The sequence below is a fragment of the Salipiger bermudensis genome, assembly GCF_020171625.1.
In the GTDB taxonomy this organism is placed as follows: Bacteria; Pseudomonadota; Alphaproteobacteria; order Rhodobacterales; family Rhodobacteraceae; genus Salipiger; species Salipiger bermudensis_B.
On the sequence record NZ_JAIUZY010000001.1, the window covers coordinates 1 to 19,251 of the forward strand.

The window sequence follows — 19,251 nt, forward strand, 5'->3', positions numbered from 1 at the left end:
CGACGCTCTTCCGATCTGCCTGTGCGTCGGGCCACTTTTCGTTTGGGGGAGGGGCATGAGGGGGTCGGGCGGTGACCGGCTTTGCGTGCACTCCCGGGCCACATGGGTTGCTGGCGGCCACAGCGAGGTGGCGCGCCTAAGGCGGCCCGCACTGAGACGCCGCCCTCGCAATATCTTCCCGCCATATTGCCGGTGACACGAAAAGGCCTCGCCTGTTGGTGCGGCAGGTGGGGCCTTCGTGGTCAGGTCTGGAGAGCCAAGCCGGTCGGGTGCGGGGCCAGTTGCCTGCGTTGGAGAGCGCCTCGGTCCGGGCGTCCTCGCATCCTTCGGCGCGATCGTCCGGCAGTTCGGCCCGGGCGAGGCTCAGGACCCTCCGCCTTGCGATGAGGGTCCGAGCGGGGGCGTCGGCCCCAACACTAAAGGCCCTCCTCCCTCCCGCAGTTCGGCCCGGGCGAGGCTCAGGACCCTCCGCCTTGCGATGAGGGTCCGAGCGGGGGCTTTGGCTCCGTCACTCCAGAGGCCCGCCTCTCTCCCGTAGCGCGCGCCCATCGCGAGGCCCTCCGGCCATGCCGCCGGTGACGCGCCGCCGCTGACACGAAAAGGCCCCGCCTGCCAGTGTGGCAAGCGGGGCCTTTGTGGTCAGGGCCGGACGGACCGGCCGCTCGCGTGTGGCGTCAGTTGCCCGCCTCGGAGAGGGCCTTGCTCCGGGCGTCGTCCCATCCCTCGGCGCGCTCATCCTCCGACAGCGCGTCCCACGCGGCGCTCAGGACCTCTTGACGTGCGATCAGGCTCTGATTGTGGGCTTCGGCCTCGTCGCTCCAGAGACCCGCCTCTTTCCAGTAGCGGACGGCGCCGGGGTGATAGGGCACGACCCACTGGAAGTCCTGCAGGTCACCGGCGAACCCGCGCAGGCCGCTTTCGGCGTCCGCATAGGACTCGAACTGCTCCTGCAGGGCCTTCGTGGTGTTGTAGACCACGTCCTCGTCCTTGTCGCCGTAGGTCACGATGACCGGGTAGGGGAAGCCCGCGCATTCCACCGGGGCATCCTCGGACAGGCCGGGTCCCACTGTCGCGCTGCGCGGCGAGAATTGCGGCTTCTCCTCCTGCAACCGGTCCCAGCCCTCGGTGTCGGCTTCCGGCAGTTCCAGCCAGCTCAGGCCGACCGGCGAAGCCGCGGCCTGCGTGGCGAAGGTGGTCGTGGTCAGCGAGGTGATGGCATCGACCTGACCGTTCAGGAAGGCATCCCACGAGGCCCCGAAGCTGGCCACTTCGACCTTCTCGACATCGTCCCAGGTGAGACCACCGAAGGCGAGGAAGGCGGCGACGTTGGCCTGCAGGGCCGGAGAGCTCACGACCCAGCCCACGCGCTTGCCGCGCAGGTCCTCGGCGCTCTCGATGTCGGTGTCGCCCTGCAGGGCCAGCGTAAAGCAGTTCGACGAGTTGGCACCGGCCAGAAGCGCGATGTTCTGCGGGCCAAGTTCCGGCGCGGCAAAGGCCTCGGTGCCCTCGAAGGCATTGTAGGCCTCGGACCCGATCAGGGCGAAATCGATGCGGCCCTGCTGGATCGGCAGAAGACGCGCCACATCCGAGGTGGCGGGCAGCACGCGCAGGCTGACGCCGTAGCCGTCGCTGATCGCTTTGCCGAGGGCGACGGCCTGCGCATAGCCGGACGAGCCGACATCATAGGTGGTCATCGCCAGTCGGGACGGAAGCTGCGCGTCCTGCGCCATGGCGGGCAACGCGCCGCCTGCCAGCAGGCCCGCCGCAGCAAGCTTGATATAGAAAGTCATGGAATCCTCCTTTTTCCCCGGGTCGCGCCTGATGGCGCACCCCTGACCGCGCGGAGGCCGCCGTTGCGAGCTCTGCCCGAACGTCCTTCGCCGCGTGGCATTCTCCCCGGCAAGCTACGTTGCGGGGCGGAATGCCTCAATATCGGCCCCGCACCCGTTCCGCGTGGCGGAATGCTAGGATGGCCAGCTTGCGCGGCGGCCGCCCTCGGCCCGATGGTCGCCGCATCGGGCCGGGGCGCACAGCCTCTGGCCCCGCGCCGACAAGGAGAACCCATGCACCACGCTTCATCCAATTTCAGGCGACGTTTTCAGGCGGGCGAGCGGCTGGTCGGCAGCTTCCTGAAGATCGCCCAGACCATGCCCGCCGAGATCATGGGCACGCTCGGCTATGACTTCGTCGTGATCGACGAGGAGCACGGCGCCCTGAATCGCGAAAGCATCGACCACATGCTGCTGGCTTGCCGGGCCTACGGCGTCGGTGGCCTCGTCAGGGTGCCGTCGAGCGAGCCCGCGGCGATCCAGGCGGTGCTGGACTGTGGCGGCGACGGGGTGCTGGTGCCGCATGTCGACAGCGCCGAGAAGGCCCGTCGCATCGTTTCCGCCGCGCGCTACCGCTCGGGATCGCGCGGCTATTCCTCGACCACCCGCGCCGGTGAGTTCGGCGGCCGCACGATCGCCGCACATCTCGACGAACAGGACGATCGCGCCACCGTTCTCGCCATGATCGAGGACCCCGCCGCGCTCGACGTGCTGGACGAGATCCTCGCGGTCGAGGGGCTGGACGGGGTCTTCATCGGCCGGGGCGACCTGACCGTCGCCTATGGGCAGGACAAGGCGGGCTCGGCCCCCGTGACCGCCGCGACCGAGAAGATCTGCGCCGCCGCGCAGAAGGCGGGCAAGGGCATCTGCGTCATGGCCTCGGGGCCCGAGGACGCCGCCGCCATGGCCGGGCTCGGCGCCACCGGCTTCATCGTCTCCTCCGACCAGACGCTCCTGCGCAAGGCTGCGGCGGCCAGCCTTGCAGAGACGCGGAAGGCACTCGACACCCGATCCTGAGAGGCTCTCATGTACGACAAATCCGACCCGCGGGCGCAGCTTGCCCCCGCCCCGAAAGGTGCCGCAAAGGCGGCCCTGACCGGCCTCGTGGCCGAGGAACAGCTTGCGACCTTCTACGATACGGCGCCGCAGATCGACGATGTGGCGGGCAAGACGTGGTTCCTGCGCGGCCACAACTTCGTGCTGGCCTATTCCGAACTCAACCCCGGCGGCTGCCTGACCCGCGAGGGCCAGGTCGACGAGTATGTCGCGCTGATGCCCGACGCGCCCTCGGTCCTGACCGCGGGCGACGACCGCGAGGAACTGGCCGGCGGCCATATCGCGTTCGTGCCGCCGGGGGAGAGCAGCGTCACCCTGCCCGAGGGCGGGGTGCTGATCCGGCTCTTCACCGTCCGCTCCCCCGACATGGTCGAGGCCTGCCCGAACGCGCGGGCCTACGACACGCCGCGGACGCATATCCCCGAGTTCGCTCCGTGGCCGGAGCCGCCCGAGGGGCTGAAGCTGCGCAGCTACTCGCTGGACGTGCCGCCCGAGACGGGCCGTTTCGGACGCATCTTCCGCTGCACGACGTTCATGGTGAACATGCTCGACGTGCGCGAGGGGCCGCGCGCGCCGTCCTCGGTCTCGCCGCACCATCACGACGATTTCGAGCAGTGCTCGCTGTTGCTGGAGGGGGCCTATGACCACCACCTGCGCTGGCCCTGGACGACCGACATGGCCGACTGGCGCGCCGACAAGGCGATCGAGGTCACCGGCCCGTCGGCGCTGGTGATCCCGCCGCCGGTGATCCACACCAGCCGCGCCAAGGGGGAGGGGGTCAACCGGCTCGTCGACATCTTCTGCCCCCCGCGTGAGGATTTCAGCGCCAAGCCGGGCTGGGTGCTGAACGCGGACGACTACCCGGCCTGACGCTGCGGCGGGTCCGTCTTTGCCGAGACGGACCCGCCATAGCCGACCGCCGGCGCGAGGCCGTGCCAGGCCGGTGTTGGCAATCCGCCGGGGGAGGGGCCTGCTCCGGTTGCGCTGGCTCTGCGTGGCGGAGGTTCTCGCGGCAGCGAGGCGTCCCGTTCCAGAACATTGCGGCGGCGGTCCTGCTGAATGCCGAGAGACATGGATTGCAGCCGGGGCCGTTGAGGGCGGCGTCGGTTTGCCTCGCCGCGGCCTCGCGCGCCACGTGGCTGAAGTCTCCGAGCTTTGGCGATCTCCGTCGCGAATTTGAGAGCGCGCGCGCTTAGCAGACGCGTCGGCCCAAGCCGGCACTTCGGCGACGACAGTCCTCAGGCACCGTCTTTGGCAAGGAAACGCCTCATTGCCGAGCGGTCCGACGCGTCTCACCTCCAGTCATCAAGACTCCAACACCATCGCGCTACGGCGCCGGGCCAAGGATGCCGCCCCCAACGCGGACGGTCCATCACGCCTCCACGCATCCGGACGGGGGAACCGCGTCGCGTCACAGCCGTTGGACTGTCAGGCCTTGTCTCTACGAAAGCTCCCCCCATGACCGATCATCCCTCGGACCGCGCCGCCCGCGATCACTCCGCCACCAAGCAGGACGCCGATACGCCGGTCTATGACCATGCCACGGGCGGCTGGGGGTCGCTGAAGGGCGTGGCGCATATCTTTTCCGAGAAACCCTCGGCGGTGGCGCTGAAGATCCTTGGCGGTCTCAACAAGCCGAAGGGGGTGATGTGCAGCTCCTGCGCCTGGGCGAAGCCGGCGGACCCCGCGACCTTCGAGTTCTGCGAGAACGGCGCGAAGGCGACGTTGTGGGAGCTCGACCGCAAGAAGGTCGGCGCGGCGTTCATGGATCAGCACTCGGTGTCAGAGCTGAAGACGTGGCACGACCACGATCTCGAGGCGTCGGGCCGGCTGACCGAGCCGATGCGCTACGACGCGGAAAGCGATCGCTATGTCGCGGTGAGCTGGGAGGAGGCCTTTGCCGGGATCGGCCGGACGCTGCGCGAGATGGACCCCAAGGAGGCGGTGTTCTACGCCTCGGGGCACGCGGGGCTCGAGGCGTCGTTCCTCTATGCGCTCTTTGCCCGCGCCATGGGGCACCAGAACCTGCCGCAATCGTCCAACATGTGCCACGAGACCACCTCGGTGAACCTCAAGAGCTTCATCGGGACGCCGGTCGGCACCTGCACGCTGGAAGATTTCGAGCATTGCGACGCGATCTTCTTCTTCGGGCAGAACACCGGCACCAACAGCCCGCGCTTCCTGCACCAGCTGAAGGCGGCGGTGGAGCGCGGCTGTCGCATCGTGACCTTCAACCCGCTGCGCGAGCGGGGGCTGGTGGAATTCGTCGACCCGCAGGACCCGATGCAGATGGTGTCCGGCAAGTCGACGCAGATCTCCGAGCGCTATTACCAGGTCAAGCCGGGCGGCGACATCGCGGTGCTGGCGGGACTGATGAAATGCGTGCTTGCGGCCGAGGAGGCCGCACCCGGGACGGTGCTCGATCACGACTTCATCGCCTCCGAGACCGAGGGCTTCGACGAGACCGTCGCGGCGGTGCGCGCCGCGCCATGGTCCGAGATCGAGCAGCATTCCGGGCTGACCCGCGCGATGATCGAGGAGGCGGCAGAGATCTATCTCTCCGCCGACCGCGCCATCGGGATCTACGGCATGGGGCTGACCCAGCACGTCAATGGCTGGCTGAACTTGGGGATGCTGTGCAACCTGCTGATGATGCGCGGGAACATGGGCCGGAAGGGCGCGGGCATCTCGCCGGTGCGCGGCCATTCCAACGTGCAGGGCCAGCGTACCGTCGGCGTCGGGGAGAAATCGTCCCACATGCCGGCGGGCAAGCTGCGCGAACTCTTCGGCATCGAAGCCCCGACCGAGGACGGGCTGAACGCGGTCCATGCCTGCGAGGGCGTGCTTGATGGCTCGGTCAAGGCGATGGTCTCGCTCGGCGGCAATCTCATTCGCGCCCTGCCGGACCGGCAACGGCTCGAAGAGGCGTGGCCCTCGCTGCGCCTCACCGTGCACATCGCGACCAAGCTCAACCGCTCGCATCTCGTACCGGGGCAGGAGAGCTACCTGCTGCCGTGCCTTGGCCGCACCGACGAGGACATTCAGGCCTCCGGTGCGCAGGTCGTCACGATGGAGGACTCGCTGTCCCACGTCTCGGCCTCGGTCGGACAGGCCACGCCGCCCTCGGAGCATGTCCTGTCGGAAACCGCGATCGTCGCGCGCATGGCTCAGGCGGTGCTTGATCCGAACCCCAGGCTCGACTGGGAGGGCTGGACGGCGAATTACGACCGCATCCGCGATCTCATCGCGGCGTGCTTCCCCGATGATTTCGCCGGGTTCAACGAACGCATGTTTGAACCGGGCGGCTTCTATCGGGGCAATCCGGTGCGCGAGCGCACGTGGCAGACCGAAAGCGGCAAGGCGCAGTTTACCGCGCCCATGACCCTGTCGGCCCTCGGGCAGGCCCCAAGCGCGCGCGAGATGACGCTGATCACCCTGCGCTCCAACGACCAGTTCAACACCACGATCTACGGCTACTCGGATCGGCTGCGCGGCCTCGAAGGCTGTCGCATGGTGGTGCTGATGAACCGGGACGAGATCGCCCGTCTGGGGCTGGAGGAAGGGCGCGAGGTCTCGCTGACCTGCGCCATCGAGGACGGAGTGACGCGGCGCGTCGATGGCCTGACCGTGACAGCCTACGACCTGCCGCCGGGCTGTGTCGCGGGCTACTATCCGGAACTCAACCCGCTGGTTCCGCTGGCCTATCACGAGAAGAACTCCGCAACGCCCGCCTACAAGGGCACCCCGGTTCACGTGCTGCCCTAAGCGCGTGGAGCGCGGCGATGTTACCACGGGCGGAGGCGTCGCAAGGCGCCTCTGTCGAGTCTATGTGGTGAGATGACCAGCGGCGTGAAGACCGCCTCAGCGCGGGTTCAGGCGCTCAAAAGCGGCCTCGCGCTGTGCGCGCAGCGGGTGGGCGACATGCGGCGTCCAGGGCTGCGTGCCATGACCCGTGCCGTAGCCCCAGCGGTCGGCAGCCCCCGCCCGCAGAATTGGCTCGACCGGGTAATCGGCATTGCCGTCGCGCACCTCCTGTCGAACCGGATGCGGGGGCAGGCCCATGAACGCGTGGATCCCCTCGATGGTGGTGCCGGGCCGTGCACACAGATCTTCGTAGCGGATCACGCAGGCCGCGTGCAGGTAGCGCAGGTCGTCCTCGAGCTGTCGGTGCGCGGCAATCCAGTGCGCCACGAGCTCTTCCGGCGGATCGGGCAGCCACTTCGACACCGCCTGAGCCACCGCCTCGGGATGGCGCAGGATGACGACGAACTGCGACAGGGGAAAGAGCTGCTGATAGAGCCGCATCCGCGTCAGGTTCACCGGCGATTTCTCCACCCGCCACGGCTTTGAGGCGTCGAACCACGGTGCCCAGTCGGCCTCCATCCGGTCGCGCACGGCTCGGGTGTCGTACTGGCACCCCTCGACCAGATGCTGGCGCGGATCGGTGGCGAAGCGCATCGGCGCGCCGTCCAGAGCGGTGTGCGGGATCGCGCCCTGCAGGTAGCAGCCTTCGTTCTCGGGCACGGGGGCGTCGGTGATCGCGCTGACCTGCGGGTGATCGGAGATCAGCCGCGACAGCAGGCTGGTGCCCGAGCGGTGCAAACCGCCGATGAAAAGATACCTGTGCATGGATCGCGTTCTGGGTCTGCGGAGGGAGAAGTCAACGCGGCACCGCCCGGAATTATTTTCGGAACATTCCGCGTTCGAGGCGGGTTGCTCTGCAGACGACGAGACATTCCCACATTTTGAACCGAAAAGGGGCGACCATGCGCGTCATGCACGTGGCTCTGGGCGGCTGCCTGAAGGCCCCGCCGGTGAACTTTGGCCTGACCGAGGACACGGGCGGCCACATCGCCTATGTGCTGGGCGCCGCGCAGGCGCAGGCCGCGCACCCCGATGTGGCCCATGTCGATATCGTGACGCGCGCCTTCGTGGACCCGGGTCTTGGGGCGATCTACGACCGCGCCGAGGAACGCGTCGGGCCGCGGCTTTCGATCCTGCGGCTGCGGACCGAGGAGCGGGCCTATCTCACCAAGGAGGCCCTCGCGAATGCCCTGCCGCAGCTCGAGCGCGCGTTTCTGGACCTGCTCGCGGCGATGTCGCAGAAACCCGATGTCATCCACGCGCATTTCGCCGATGCCGCGCGGCTGGCGCGAGCCGCGCATCATCGCTTTGGCACGGCTTGGGTCTACACACCCCATTCGCTTGCGCTGGAAAAGGCCGGCGGTGAGAAAGATGCCCGCCGCGTCGAGGCCGAGCGCAGCGCGATCCAGACGGCGCAGGCCATCGTCGTGTCGTCGCGGGACGAGGCCGAGCGTCAGGTGATGCGGTATTGTCCCGATGCCGCCGGGCGCGTGCATCGCGTCTCTCCCGGTGTCTGTCTGCTGCCGGCGCAGGGCACGCGCCGCGCCGAGCAGCTGATCGGCGCGTTCCTGCGCGATCCCAAAAAGCCCATCGTGCTGGCCGTTGCGCGCCCGGTGCGCAAGAAGAACCTCGCCGCGCTGGTGCGCGCCTTCGCCTCCGAGCCGCGGCTGCGTCGGCGGGCCAACCTCGTGATCGTGCCCGGCCTGCGCCGTGCCATCTCCGAAGGTCCTCAAGAGCAGGCCGCCGTGGTGCAGGAGCTGTTCGATCTGGTCGATGCCCACGATCTGTGGGGTCATGTCGCCCTGCCGCGCCGCCATGATGCCGAGGACGTTCGCGCCCTGTACGAACTTGCGGCGCGCGATGGCGTGTTCGCCAACCCGGCGCTGCATGAACCCTTCGGGCTGACCATCGTCGAGGCGGCGCAGGCCGGGGTGCCGGTGGTGGCCACGAGAAGTGGCGGTCCGGCATCGATCCTCGCCGATCTCGGCGCAGGTCAGCTCGTCGATCCCGAGGAACCGGAAGCGCTTGCGCAGGCCCTGATGCAAAGCCTCGACGATCCCGAGCGCGACGCAAAGCGGCGCCGCGCCCAGAGCCGGGCGAAGGACCTCTACCGCTGGAGCGCGTGGGCGCAGGAGGTGCAGCCGATCTATGCCGCGCTTTCGGGCGCGGCTCCGGTGGCGCCGCGCCGGCTGCGGCACATTCTCGCCAGCGATATCGACGATACCCTGACCGGCGACCGCGCCGCCGCGCGTCGCTTCGGGGACTGGGCCGCGTCTCGGGCGGATGTCGCCTTCATGGTGGCCACCGGGCGCTCCATCTCCGAGGCCCGCCGCGTGATCGCGGCATGGGGGCTGCCCTGTCCCGACACCATGATCACCTCGGTCGGCTCGGAGATCTGGCGCGCCACGGGGCAGGGGGGATATGCGCTCTGCGCCGATTACGCGCGCCACGTCTCCACGGGCTGGCAGGGAAACGCGGTGGCAGAGTTGGTCGCCGAGCTTGGCATCGAGAGCCAGGGCGCGCAGGATCAGCGTCGTTGGAAACGCAGCTTCTTCGGCACGGCAGAGGAGGCCCGTCTTATCCGCGCCTCGCTCGCCGCACGGGGGCTGGCGGCGCATGTGATCCATTCCCATGATCGGCTGATCGACGTGCTGCCCGCGCAGGCCGGGAAATCCGCCGCGCTGACGTTCGAGGCCAAACGCCACGGTCTGCAAATGGCCGACTGCATTGCCGCGGGCGACAGCGGCAATGATCTCGACATGCTGCGCGCCTGCGGTCGGCCGATCCTGCCCGCCAACGCGCGCGACGGGATCGTCGAGGCGCTCTCCGGGCGCGGCTATCTCAGCGCTCTGCCCTATGCGGCGGGGGTGCTCGACGGGCTGGAGCACGTCCTTGCGGTGCAAAATGCGTGATTTCGCCGAAACGCGCCGGCCCTTCGGCTACTTCGTGCACCATCAGGGGCGGGGTCACGCCGAACGCTGCGCCAGCCTCGTGAACGCGCTGCCTGACTCGCGGCCCGTGACCATCTTCTGCGCCCGCGACGACATCTTTCCCGCGCTGAGAGGCAATGTCGAGATCAGGCGCATCCCGTCGCTCTTCGAGACGACCGGCGAGGAGCGCAGCGGCTTCGACGGCATCCCGACGCCCGAGACCGTGCATTGCGCGCCGCTCGGCTGGCCCGGCATCCGGCAGGCGATGGCGCTGATCTCGGGCTGGTTCGCCAAGGCCGATCCTGCGCTGATGGTCTGCGACGTGAGCGCCGAGATCGCGCAGCTGGCACGGATCTGCTCGGTGCCGCATGTGAAGGTGCTGCAGCATGGCGACCGCAGCGATCCCGGACACCGTGCCGCCTATGATGGCGCCGTGGGGCTTCTGGCGCCCTTCGCCGCAGAGCTCGCCCAGCCGGACTGGCCCGCGCAGATGCGAGAGCGCATCCATTTCGCAGGCGGCCTCGGCCTGCGCACGGAGGCGGCCGACCGCAGCGCGGCCCGCCGCATGCTCGGCCTCGATCCCGAGGCGCGCATGGCGCTGATCCTGACCGGCGGTGGCGGCAATGGCTGGAGCACCGCACCCTTCGGCGTGGCCGCCCGCACCTATCCCGACTGGCAATGGATCAGCATCGGCGCGATGCAGGGGGACTGGCATGCGACCGAAGGCGGCAACCTCCGGCACACCGGCTGGGTCGAGACGCCGGAGGACTACATCGCCGCCGCCGATCTGGTGATTTCCTCCGCCGGCAACACGACCTGTGCGCAGATCCTGCGTGCGGCCAAGCCGTGGATCGTCGTCCCGGAATGGCGCTATTTCGATGAACAGCTCGAGAAGGCCCGCGCCCTGGGCCGCGCCGGCGTGGCCCTGCACCTCGATCACATGCCCTCGAGCGCCCATGCCTGGCGCAAGGCCGTTGCCGCCGCGCTGGCCGGGCACGCGCCTGACGCGCAACAGGCGCTCATCGCCCCCGATGCCGCAGCGGCCGCAGCCCGCTGGCTGGACCGACTTGTCCCGGACCCCATGACAGAGATTGCCAACGAAGGAGAGTTCGCATGACCCGCATTTCCGCCCTTACCATTGCCTCGGGCCGCGCCGCTCATCTGAAGAACGTCGTTGCGGGCTTCGAGGCCCAGGCCATCAAACCCGACGAGCTCATCATCGGCGTCATGCAGGACGTGGACTACACCGACCTGCCGCACACCAGCTTCCCGGTGCGCCAGATGCGGGTCACAGGCGAGGAGCTGCCGCTGGCGGCGGCGCGCAATTCGGTGGCCAACGCCGCCTGTGGCGATCTGTTGATCTTCGTCGACGTCGACTGCATCCCGCAGCCCGATCTCGTCCGCGACTATCGCGACCACTTCATGTGGATTCCCGGCCTGCTGATGGGCGAGGTCGGCTATCTTCCCGGTGGCGCCACGGATGCCGGTCTCGATTTCGAAGAGTTTGAGCGCATCGCAGTCCGGCATTCCGACCGGCAGGGGCCGCCGAAGCAGGGCGCGAAGCGCTGCGAGGATTACCGCTGCTTCTGGTCGCTGAACTTTGCCATCGACCGCGACAGCTGGATCGTGTCGGGCGGCTTTGACGAGCGTTACGTGGGCTATGGCGGCGAGGACACCGATTTTGGCCGGACCCTCGACGACAAGCGCATCCCGATCTCGTGGGTCAAGGGGGCCAAGGTGTTCCACCAGTATCACGCCCATTGTATGCCGCCGATCCACAAGGTGGAGTCGGTGGTGCGCAACGCCGAGGTCTTCGCCTCCAAATGGGGGCACCGGACGATGGAGCACTGGCTCTACGCCTTCCGCCTGATGGGGCTGATCGAGAACACGCCTTCGGGCATCCGCATCCTGCGCGCGCCCTCGGATGAGGATTTCGCGCTCTGTGCCCAGATGGAAGACATGCCCTACGCCAACACCCGCCGCGTGATCGACATCCTCGACGCGCGCAAGGCGCAGGCGGAAGAGGATCGCCGGGCCGAGGTCGAACGCGCGCAGGAGGCGTTCCTGCTGCCGGCGGCGGAATAGATCGCCATGCTTCTGATCTGTCTGGGCGCGGTGATGACGTTTTACGTCAGCACCGATTTCCTGTTCACCACCATCGGCGCGACGCCGCGGCGGTTCGTGACGCACCGGCTTGCGCAGGGGGCGTACGCCGCCTTTGGCAAGCTGCCCGACGGCGCCATGCGTCATGCCTCGGTCGGTCCGGTCATCATGAGCCTCGTGGCGCTTTGGTGGGTGGTCGGGATCTGCCTCGGCTGGGGCATGATCTTTGCCGGGTTCTCAGACGGGGTGCGTTTGAGCGCCAGCGGAGAGCCTGTTGCCTTCCCGGGCGCGCTGTCGCACGCGGGGCACCTGCTGTCGACGCTGGGCGGCGGGATCACCGAAGCGTCGAGCGTGCCCTACGCCCTGCTCGGCGTCGCCTGCGCCGTCAATGGCATGGTGGTCCTGACCCTGTCGGTGAGTTTCGTGCTGAGCACCACGCAGACGGTCACCCAGGGGCGGGGCTTGCTGCTCCTGCGCGAGACGATCGGCCCGGACGATCCCGAGTGGCGCTCGACCGTGCTCCCCGCGCTTGCGACGCTGGTGGCGCAGCTGAACACGGCGCCGCTTGCCCTCTACTACAGCCATCCCGAACCGCGCCTGCGCCTGCCGCGGCAACTGGCCAAACGGTTCGCCGACGACCCCGAAGCGCTCAGGATCCTGCGCGACCTGCCGGGAGGCGGCGACCTCGACGCCTGGGCCGCCCAGTACCGCCTTTCGAAATAGCGCGGCGCTTTGGGGCGGCGGGTGTCAGGGCTGAGCGGCTGCGCATGGCGCGGCGCTTTTGGTCAGGCGGGTTGTCTTTCGCCGCGCGAGCGACGTCGGAGCGGTCATCCACTTCGCTGAGGCGAGCGCCGGCAGAGCGGACAGAGCTGCCGGTCAGGCTACGGCGCCAACTCAAATCCAGCGTATCTCCTGTCCATGAGGGCCGGTCCATGCCATGGGTTTGCCGTTAACGGCCAACAAGAACATGTCCTCGCGAACTGGCCCGGCCGCCTCGGCGAACTGGGGAAAGGTGCGTGGTCCTTCGTTGCTAAGCCAAGTCACTCTTGCATCGTCGATCATCTCGGCGGCAAATGCATCGCGCTCACCCTGGTCCGTGACATAGCTTAGGACGGCGGTATGAAACACGACGACGGTCGCATCGCCCGGCGCGTCGGCGATCAGCGCCTGCAAATCCTGTCTGAGATCCCCGGCCACAACGCGGGGACGCTCGGTTCGGGCAGTTTGGACGGCTTTGCGCAGGCGCGCAAGTCGCTCGTAGTGTTCGGGCCAGACAAGGGTTTCAAGCCATGCGACATCGTCTTCGTTCGCCACATCCAGGGGGGTCAGGTCCAGTCCCGCCCGCCAGACGATTTCGGGGTGCCTGACCGGAAGCGGTGTGTACTCCGAGGCATGGCACTGGAATACGGGCGCAGCTGAGCCGGATCGGTCGGGCGGAACCAGACTCTGGCGGCCCCAGTCGTAGCCATAGGCATCCGGCAGGAGACACAGACCCGCAGATGCACCGACCTCAATCACGGCCAGTGGGCCCTCGATCCGCGCGAGCACAGGCAGAAGTGCCGCGCAACGCCCGGGTTCATTCGTCTGTGTTGTGCGCGTCAGCATGACCTCGGCTATCGCGTTTGCATGCTCTTCAAGTGCATGGTCAAATTCTCTGACCGACGCGGGTGTTCCGGTGATCAGGCGAAGCGCGGCGAAAAGAAGATTCGGCTGTTGCCGGTCCCGGGGAAGACGGCTGAGAAATGTCAGTGCGTCTGGAGATTCGGCCACATGCTTGGCCATAGTCTCGTACAGCGCAGAACGCCCTGCGGCTTCTGCTCGTGCAAAGCGTTGATAGCGTTCGGCTATGGCATCCATGGCTTAATCCCCGGCCTTCCTACCCATCCGAGTCTGGCAGCGTCACGGGTTTGGAGCAAGGTCCGCTTAGGGCTCTCTCCCGACCTTCGCCGCGTGCTGCCTGAACGGCAGCTTCGGGTTCTGACGAAGGCCATCCGGCCCGCGAGGTCTCCGGCATCGGCGCCGTCAGACAGACGCACCGACCCGCAGGGAACCGGAGTGCGCTCCCGCCGGTTGCATCTCTGCAGACCGCCGCCCGAAGGGCGACCTCGCGGGGGTCCGTCCCAACACGTGACCGGAGCCTCCATGCGTATTGCCCTCATCTCGCACATCCGCCATCCGATCGCGCCGCCCTTCATGGGAGGGATGGAAGCCCATTCCCACGCCTTGGCGGCGGACCTCGCTGGCAGGGGGCATGATGTGACGCTCTATGCCGCGGGGGACAGTCGCCCTCCGAACGGCGTCCGCCTGCGCCCGATCGTGGCCGAGCATTACGATCGCGTCTATCCATGGCACAAGTTCCACGGGACCGATGCCCTGAACGCGCATCTCGATCAGGCCTTCGCGTCGATCCTGCCCGAGCTTGCCGAGGGCCGATACGACATCCTCCACAACAACAGCCTGCACCGCTATCCGCCCCGGCTGGCGCGGCAGCTTGGTGTGCCGATGCTGACCTCTCTGCATGTCCCGCCGTTTGAGGCCTTGCGGCGGGCGGTCCATGCCTCCGGCGCCCCGTGGTGCCGCTTCACGGTCTGCTCGGAGCATCAGCGCCAGCTCTGGTCCGACGGGGCGGGGGACCGGTTCACCCATGTGGCGCCCAATGGCATCGATCCCGACCTCTGGCAGTTCCGCGCCGAGGGGGATGGCTCGGCGGTCTGGTTCGGGCGGATCACCCCCAACAAGGGCACCGGAGACGCGGTGCAGGCGTTGCGTCAGGCGGGTGTCCCGCTGAGGATCTTCGGCCCGATCGAGCATGAGGATTACTTCAACGAGGCGGTGCGGCCCTGGCTGGGCGACCGGATCTCTTACGGCGGCAACCTCGCGCCGCGCGATCTGGCCTTGGAGGTCGGACGGGCCTCGGTCGCCCTGTTCACGCCGTGCTGGGACGAACCTTTCGGCCTCGCGGCGGTCGAGGCGATGTCCTGCGGTGTTCCGGTGGCGGCCTATGACCGGGGCGCCGTGTCCGAGGTGGTAACGGACGGCTGTGGTGTGCTCGCGGAGCGCAACGACGTGCCGGGCCTTGCGAGCGCGGTGCTGCAGGCGCGGGGCCTTGACAGGCGCAGGGTGCGCGATCTGGTGGTGCGGCGGTTCGCCCTGCGCCACATGGTCGACTGCTATGAAGAGTTGTACCGGCTTTGCCAGGCCGGGCGCGCCGACCGCGCGGATGAGGTGCGTTTCGCACCGTGGGAGCTGCCGGACATCGGCCTTGTGGGCGGGTCCGCCACGGAATCGGGTGTTGGCGCCGACGGAATCCCGCTGACCGCCAGCGAGACGGCGTCCCCCCTGACGACCGAGATGCGGAGTGTCTGAATGCGATCCGTCCACCACGCCTGCCATAGAGAGCGACGATTGCGGCCCCCTGACCTGACCGACATCGGCAGCCGTTTGTCCGGCAGGGGCCGGGCGAGAGCGGTAGGGACGCTCGTAGACGTGATGCGTCCGTCTGCCGCTCGCGCTGTTCCTCACTGATCGCTCGGCCCTGCAGGTCGGATCTGGGACCCCGGCCTCGATCTGTTGGCAGAGAACCGTTAGCAATCACCCCTGCGCGGTAGGGGAACCACAGAGCCGAAACGACGCAAGACCCTCCCCGACGAGGTAAGGGGAAACCCCCTGATTCCAACCAGGCTCTGACAACGAAAAAGAAACGGTCGCGCAAGCGGCGGCACCTTGGCATCGGCAACCCCAGCGCGGTCATCTATGAGTTTCGAGCACCTTCAGTCCTTCTTCGTCTTCGACGCCTACCACCTTCAGCTCGCCTTCGTCGGGCTGATCATCATCCTGTCCTACTGGGTCCCCCGGCTGGTCTCGCGGAGGGAACCCGTCGCGGCGCCCTTGCTGTTGATCTCCGCCGGCTTGGTCGCGTGGCTGTTTCCCGAGGTGAAGCCTCTGCCTGACCCCGGCAAGGCGCCGGTGATCTGGGAGCGTCTCAGCGAAATGGCGGTGATCGTCGCGCTCTTCGGCGCCGGGATGCGCATCGACGAGATCGGGAGCTGGCAGCGCTGGCGGCCTGCGACGCGCCTTCTGGTCATCGCGATGCCTCTGACCATCATCGCGGTGGCGCTCCTTGGCGCGGGCCTCGCGGGCCTCTCGCTGGCAAGCGCCATCCTGCTTGGCGCCGTGCTCGCACCCACCGATCCGGTTCTGGCCTCGGACGTCCAGGTCGGGCCGCCGCACAAGGGCGGGGAGCGCCCGGTCCGCTTCGCGCTCACCACCGAGGCGGGCCTGAACGACGGGCTTGCCTTCCCGTTCGTCTACCTCGCCCTGTTCGTGGCCTCCGAAGGCATGGCGCCATCGTCCTGGGGGCTGGAATGGGTCGTCATCGATGTGGTCTACAAAATCATCGTGGGCGGGCTGGTCGGCTGGGCTGGCGGTTGGATGCTGGGCTACGTGCTGTTCCACTTCCCCAGAAAGACCGCGCTTGCCGAAACCGGCTCGGGCGTGATCGCTCTTGCCGGCGTCTTCCTCTGCTACGGGTCGAGCGAGCTGGTCGAGGGCTATGGGTTCATCGCGGTCGCCGTGATGGGCTTCACCTTGCGGCGGGTCGAGAAGGAGCATGACTTTCACCGTCGGCTTCACGATTTCTCGGAGGCCATCGAGCACGGGCTGACGGCGCTCCTCCTGGTGGCGTTCGGAAGCGTGCTGCCGGTGCTGTTTGCGGATCTGAGCTGGTCCCACATCGCCGTTGCCCTGCTGCTCATCCTCGTGATCCGGCCGCTGGCCGGCTGGCTCAGCCTCGTGGGGACCGGCCTGCACCGCGACGAGCGGCTCGTGATCGCGGTCTATGGGGTGCGCGGGATCGGCTCGATCTACTATCTCGCCTACGCAGCCTCCGAAGGCGAGATCGCACAGATGACCGACCTGTGGTCGATTGTGGCGATTGCCATACTGCTCTCGACGATGCTGCACGGCTTCACCGTGGGGCTTGCGATGGACCGGTTGCATCGGGACGTGCCGCATGACGACTAGGCCGCCGCCGCGGCGGGGCGCTTTAAAAGCAGGCAGGCCCAAGGAACTTTCCACCGGCGTCTCAGGTTGGTCCATGAACACGAACGAAAGGACGCCGGCATGGCCATGAACACGCTCAAAGACCTTTATCTCGACCAACTTCAGGATATCTGGAGCGCCAACACGCAATCCCTTCCGGTTGTCACGGAACTGGGACGCGCGGCGCAGGACAAGGAGCTGTCCGAGGCGCTGATCGACGGCGGCAACGGCATTTCCGACGGCATTTCCGAGATTGAAAAGCTGTGCAACGAGCACGGCATCAAGCCCAACGCGGAACACTGCAAGGGCATGGAAGGCCTCGTGAAGGAAGCCCGCGCGCATGGTCTGTCCAACGACATCGAGGATGCGGACGTGCGCGATGCCGCGATCATCCCGCAGTACCAGCGCATGGTGCACTACGCGCTCGCGGGCTACGGCACGCTGGCCGCCTTCGCCAACCGCCTCGGCCTCGACAGCGATGCGGCCGTGCTGAAAAAATGCCTCGACCAGACCTATGACGGCGACCGCCGCATGACCGAGATCGCCACGCGCGGCGGCGTCAACAAAGACGCCGTGAACTGACCTCGGGCGTTGTCACCCTTCAAGAGCCACGCGGGAGACCGCGTGGCTTTTTTGTGTTTCAGGACTTCGTTCGCGCTGCTTGCCGCAACGCGGAAGCCCGAAGCAAGGCGGTCGGGCGACAGGCGGGGGGCAGTCCCTGTGAGGGCATACACGCATGGTTGCCCGATCTACGCGCCCCCTCGCCCGGGCGTCAAAACGGCAGCGGGGCGCTGTCCTTCACTTCCTTCATGACAAAAAACGTCCGCGTCTGGCGCACGCCGGGCAGGGCGATCAGCTCCTTCCCGTGCAGTTTGTTGAAATCCGACATGTCCCGCACGCGGATCTTCAGCAGGTAGTCGAAATCGCCCGCCACGAGGCTGCAGTCGAGAACCTGTTCCATCCGGATCACGGCGTCCTCGAAAGCCGCGAAGCTCTCGGGGGTGGAGCGGTCGAGCACGACCCCGACCATCACCACCGCCCCAAGCCCCACCGGCTCCGGCGCGATCTGGGCGTGGACACCGGTGATGTAGCCCTCCTCGAACAGACGCTGGGTGCGGCGGTGGCATGTCGGGGCGCTGACATGCACCCGCGCGGCAAGCTCTGCATTGCTTAGCCGCCCCTCGGTCTGAAGCGCGCGCAGGATCTTGATATCGATTCGGTCCAGATCGTGCATGAAAGAAGCTTTCATCTTTGGTCAGTGTTATTTCGCAGGATCGAAGCATAGGCGCTCGAAGATGGAAATACCGAAAGTCTCCCGGTGTAATCTGAAAGCACCTTTCCGGCGGTCTCGGCTAGCGTCAGGGCAGACGCCAATCAGGAGACGCCCGATGTCACTTCTCGAGAACTTCGACCGCTACCCGCTGACCTTCGGCAAGACGCCGATCGAGCCACTGCCGCGCCTGTCGGAGGCGCTGGGCGGCAAGGTCGAGATCTATGCCAAGCGCGAAGATTGCAATTCGGGCCTCGCCATGGGCGGCAACAAGCTGCGCAAGCTGGAATACATCGTGCCCGACGCCATCGCCTCGGGGGCGGATACGCTGGTCTCGATCGGTGGGGTGCAGTCGAACCACACGCGTATGGTTGCCGCCACCGCCGCCAAGCTCGGCATGAAATGCGTCGTGATTCAGGAAAACTGGGTGCCACATTACGATGCGGTCTATGACCGGGTCGGCAATATCCAGATGACCCGCCTGATGGGCGCCGACAGCCGGCTCGTGGATGACGGCTTCGACATCGGCATCCGCAAGAGCTGGGAGGACGCGATCCAGTCGGTGAAGGATGCCGGCGGCAAGCCCTATGCGATCCCGGCGGGGGCCTCGGTGCACAAGTTCGGCGCGCTGGGCTATGTCGGGTTTGCCGAGGAGGTCGCCGAGCAGGAGGCGGAGCTCGGGTTCACCTTCGACTATATCGTGGTCTGCGTGGTGACCGGATCGACGCAGGGCGGGATGATCGTGGGCTTCGCCGCGCAGGATCGCGCCGACAGGGTGATCGGGATCGACGCCTCGGGCACGGTCGAGCAGACCCGCGCGCAGGTGCGCGGCATCGTCGACAACACCGCCGACCTGGTCGGCCTCGGGCGCGCGGTGCGCGAGGACGAGATCGTCATCCATCCGGACTACGCCTATCCCGCCTATGGCGTGCCATCCGAGGAGACCAACGAAGCGATCCGGCTGGCCGCGCGGACCGAGGCGATGATCACCGACCCGGTCTACGAGGGGAAATCCATGCAGGGCATGATCGACCTGACCCGCAAGGGCGTCTTTCCGGAAGGCTCGAAGGTGCTCTACGCCCATCTCGGCGGCGCACCCGCGCTCAACGGCTACAGCTATCACTACAAGGACGGTTGAGGTTTCGCCCGCTCGCGCCGC

Annotated in this window: 15 protein-coding genes; 11 read left to right on the forward strand and 4 right to left on the reverse strand. The window is 67.5% G+C overall.

Annotated elements, in window-relative coordinates; all coding sequences use genetic code 11:
• Positions 1-674 precede the first annotated feature (674 nt).
• Positions 675-1,790, reverse strand: a complete 1,116-nt coding sequence (locus LCM15_RS00005; protein ID WP_224852188.1) for a TAXI family TRAP transporter solute-binding subunit — start codon at positions 1,788-1,790, stop codon at positions 675-677.
• A 273-nt stretch (positions 1,791-2,063) separates the two neighbouring features.
• Here LCM15_RS00005 and LCM15_RS00010 point away from each other — a divergent pair, with 273 nt between their 5' ends.
• The 3 genes from LCM15_RS00010 to LCM15_RS00020 all read left to right on the forward strand — a co-directional run bounded on the left by LCM15_RS00010 (position 2,064) and on the right by LCM15_RS00020 (position 6,650).
• Positions 2,064-2,846: an HpcH/HpaI aldolase family protein gene (locus LCM15_RS00010; protein WP_224852189.1), complete on the forward strand. Its 783-nt coding sequence runs from the start codon at positions 2,064-2,066 to the stop codon at positions 2,844-2,846.
• Between the two features lie 9 nt (positions 2,847-2,855).
• Positions 2,856-3,755, forward strand: a complete 900-nt coding sequence (locus LCM15_RS00015; RefSeq protein WP_224852190.1) for a hypothetical protein — start codon at positions 2,856-2,858, stop codon at positions 3,753-3,755.
• A 588-nt stretch (positions 3,756-4,343) separates the two neighbouring features.
• Entirely contained in the window at positions 4,344-6,650 is a 2,307-nt protein-coding gene (locus LCM15_RS00020; RefSeq protein WP_224852191.1) for an FdhF/YdeP family oxidoreductase, read from the forward strand.
• Between the two features lie 96 nt (positions 6,651-6,746).
• Here the strand turns inward: LCM15_RS00020 and LCM15_RS00025 are convergent, their stop codons facing one another.
• Positions 6,747-7,514 carry a sulfotransferase family protein gene (locus LCM15_RS00025; protein WP_224852192.1) on the reverse strand — a complete coding sequence of 256 codons (768 nt, stop codon included), beginning with the start codon at positions 7,512-7,514 and terminating at the stop codon, positions 6,747-6,749.
• Between the two features lie 137 nt (positions 7,515-7,651).
• On the opposite strand from LCM15_RS00025, the gene LCM15_RS00030 reads away from it, so the two are divergent.
• The 4 genes from LCM15_RS00030 to LCM15_RS00045 are packed head-to-tail and all read left to right on the forward strand — an operon-like array spanning position 7,652 to position 12,505.
• Complete coding sequence (locus tag LCM15_RS00030) at positions 7,652-9,661, forward strand: HAD-IIB family hydrolase (RefSeq protein ID WP_224852193.1); 2,010 nt, start codon at positions 7,652-7,654, stop codon at positions 9,659-9,661.
• Positions 9,654-10,796 (forward strand): glycosyltransferase, encoded by a 1,143-nt coding sequence (locus LCM15_RS00035; RefSeq protein WP_224852194.1) that lies wholly within the window; start codon positions 9,654-9,656, stop codon positions 10,794-10,796. The genes LCM15_RS00030 and LCM15_RS00035 overlap by 8 nt, the downstream gene beginning before the upstream one ends.
• On the forward strand, positions 10,793-11,764 hold the full coding sequence (locus tag LCM15_RS00040) for a galactosyltransferase-related protein (protein ID WP_224852195.1): 972 nt from the start codon (positions 10,793-10,795) through the stop codon (positions 11,762-11,764). Before LCM15_RS00035 ends, LCM15_RS00040 begins: the two co-directional genes overlap by 4 nt.
• A gap of 6 nt (positions 11,765-11,770) precedes the next feature.
• Positions 11,771-12,505: a hypothetical protein gene (locus LCM15_RS00045; RefSeq protein ID WP_224852196.1), complete on the forward strand. Its 735-nt coding sequence runs from the start codon at positions 11,771-11,773 to the stop codon at positions 12,503-12,505.
• Positions 12,506-12,676: 171 nt separating this feature from the next.
• Here the strand turns inward: LCM15_RS00045 and LCM15_RS00050 are convergent, their stop codons facing one another.
• Complete coding sequence (locus LCM15_RS00050; protein WP_224852197.1) at positions 12,677-13,639, reverse strand: DUF2332 domain-containing protein; 963 nt, start codon at positions 13,637-13,639, stop codon at positions 12,677-12,679.
• A gap of 285 nt (positions 13,640-13,924) precedes the next feature.
• Between LCM15_RS00050 and LCM15_RS00055 the strand changes: the two genes are divergently transcribed.
• The 3 genes from LCM15_RS00055 to LCM15_RS00065 all read left to right on the forward strand — a co-directional run bounded on the left by LCM15_RS00055 (position 13,925) and on the right by LCM15_RS00065 (position 17,404).
• A complete protein-coding gene (locus LCM15_RS00055) occupies positions 13,925-15,148 on the forward strand; it encodes a glycosyltransferase (RefSeq protein WP_224852198.1) in 1,224 nt (407 codons plus the stop codon).
• Between the two features lie 387 nt (positions 15,149-15,535).
• Positions 15,536-16,804, forward strand: coding sequence for a cation:proton antiporter (locus LCM15_RS00060; protein WP_224852199.1), 1,269 nt, complete (start codon positions 15,536-15,538; stop codon positions 16,802-16,804).
• 99 nt (positions 16,805-16,903) lie between these two features.
• Positions 16,904-17,404 carry a ferritin-like domain-containing protein gene (locus LCM15_RS00065; protein ID WP_224852200.1) on the forward strand — a complete coding sequence of 167 codons (501 nt, stop codon included), beginning with the start codon at positions 16,904-16,906 and terminating at the stop codon, positions 17,402-17,404.
• 190 nt (positions 17,405-17,594) lie between these two features.
• On the opposite strand, the gene LCM15_RS00070 is transcribed toward LCM15_RS00065, so the two are convergent.
• Positions 17,595-18,056 carry an Lrp/AsnC family transcriptional regulator gene (locus LCM15_RS00070; RefSeq protein ID WP_224852201.1) on the reverse strand — a complete coding sequence of 154 codons (462 nt, stop codon included), beginning with the start codon at positions 18,054-18,056 and terminating at the stop codon, positions 17,595-17,597.
• Between the two features lie 154 nt (positions 18,057-18,210).
• Here LCM15_RS00070 and LCM15_RS00075 point away from each other — a divergent pair, with 154 nt between their 5' ends.
• Positions 18,211-19,230: a 1-aminocyclopropane-1-carboxylate deaminase gene (locus tag LCM15_RS00075; RefSeq protein WP_224852202.1), complete on the forward strand. Its 1,020-nt coding sequence runs from the start codon at positions 18,211-18,213 to the stop codon at positions 19,228-19,230.
• Positions 19,231-19,251 lie beyond the last annotated feature (21 nt).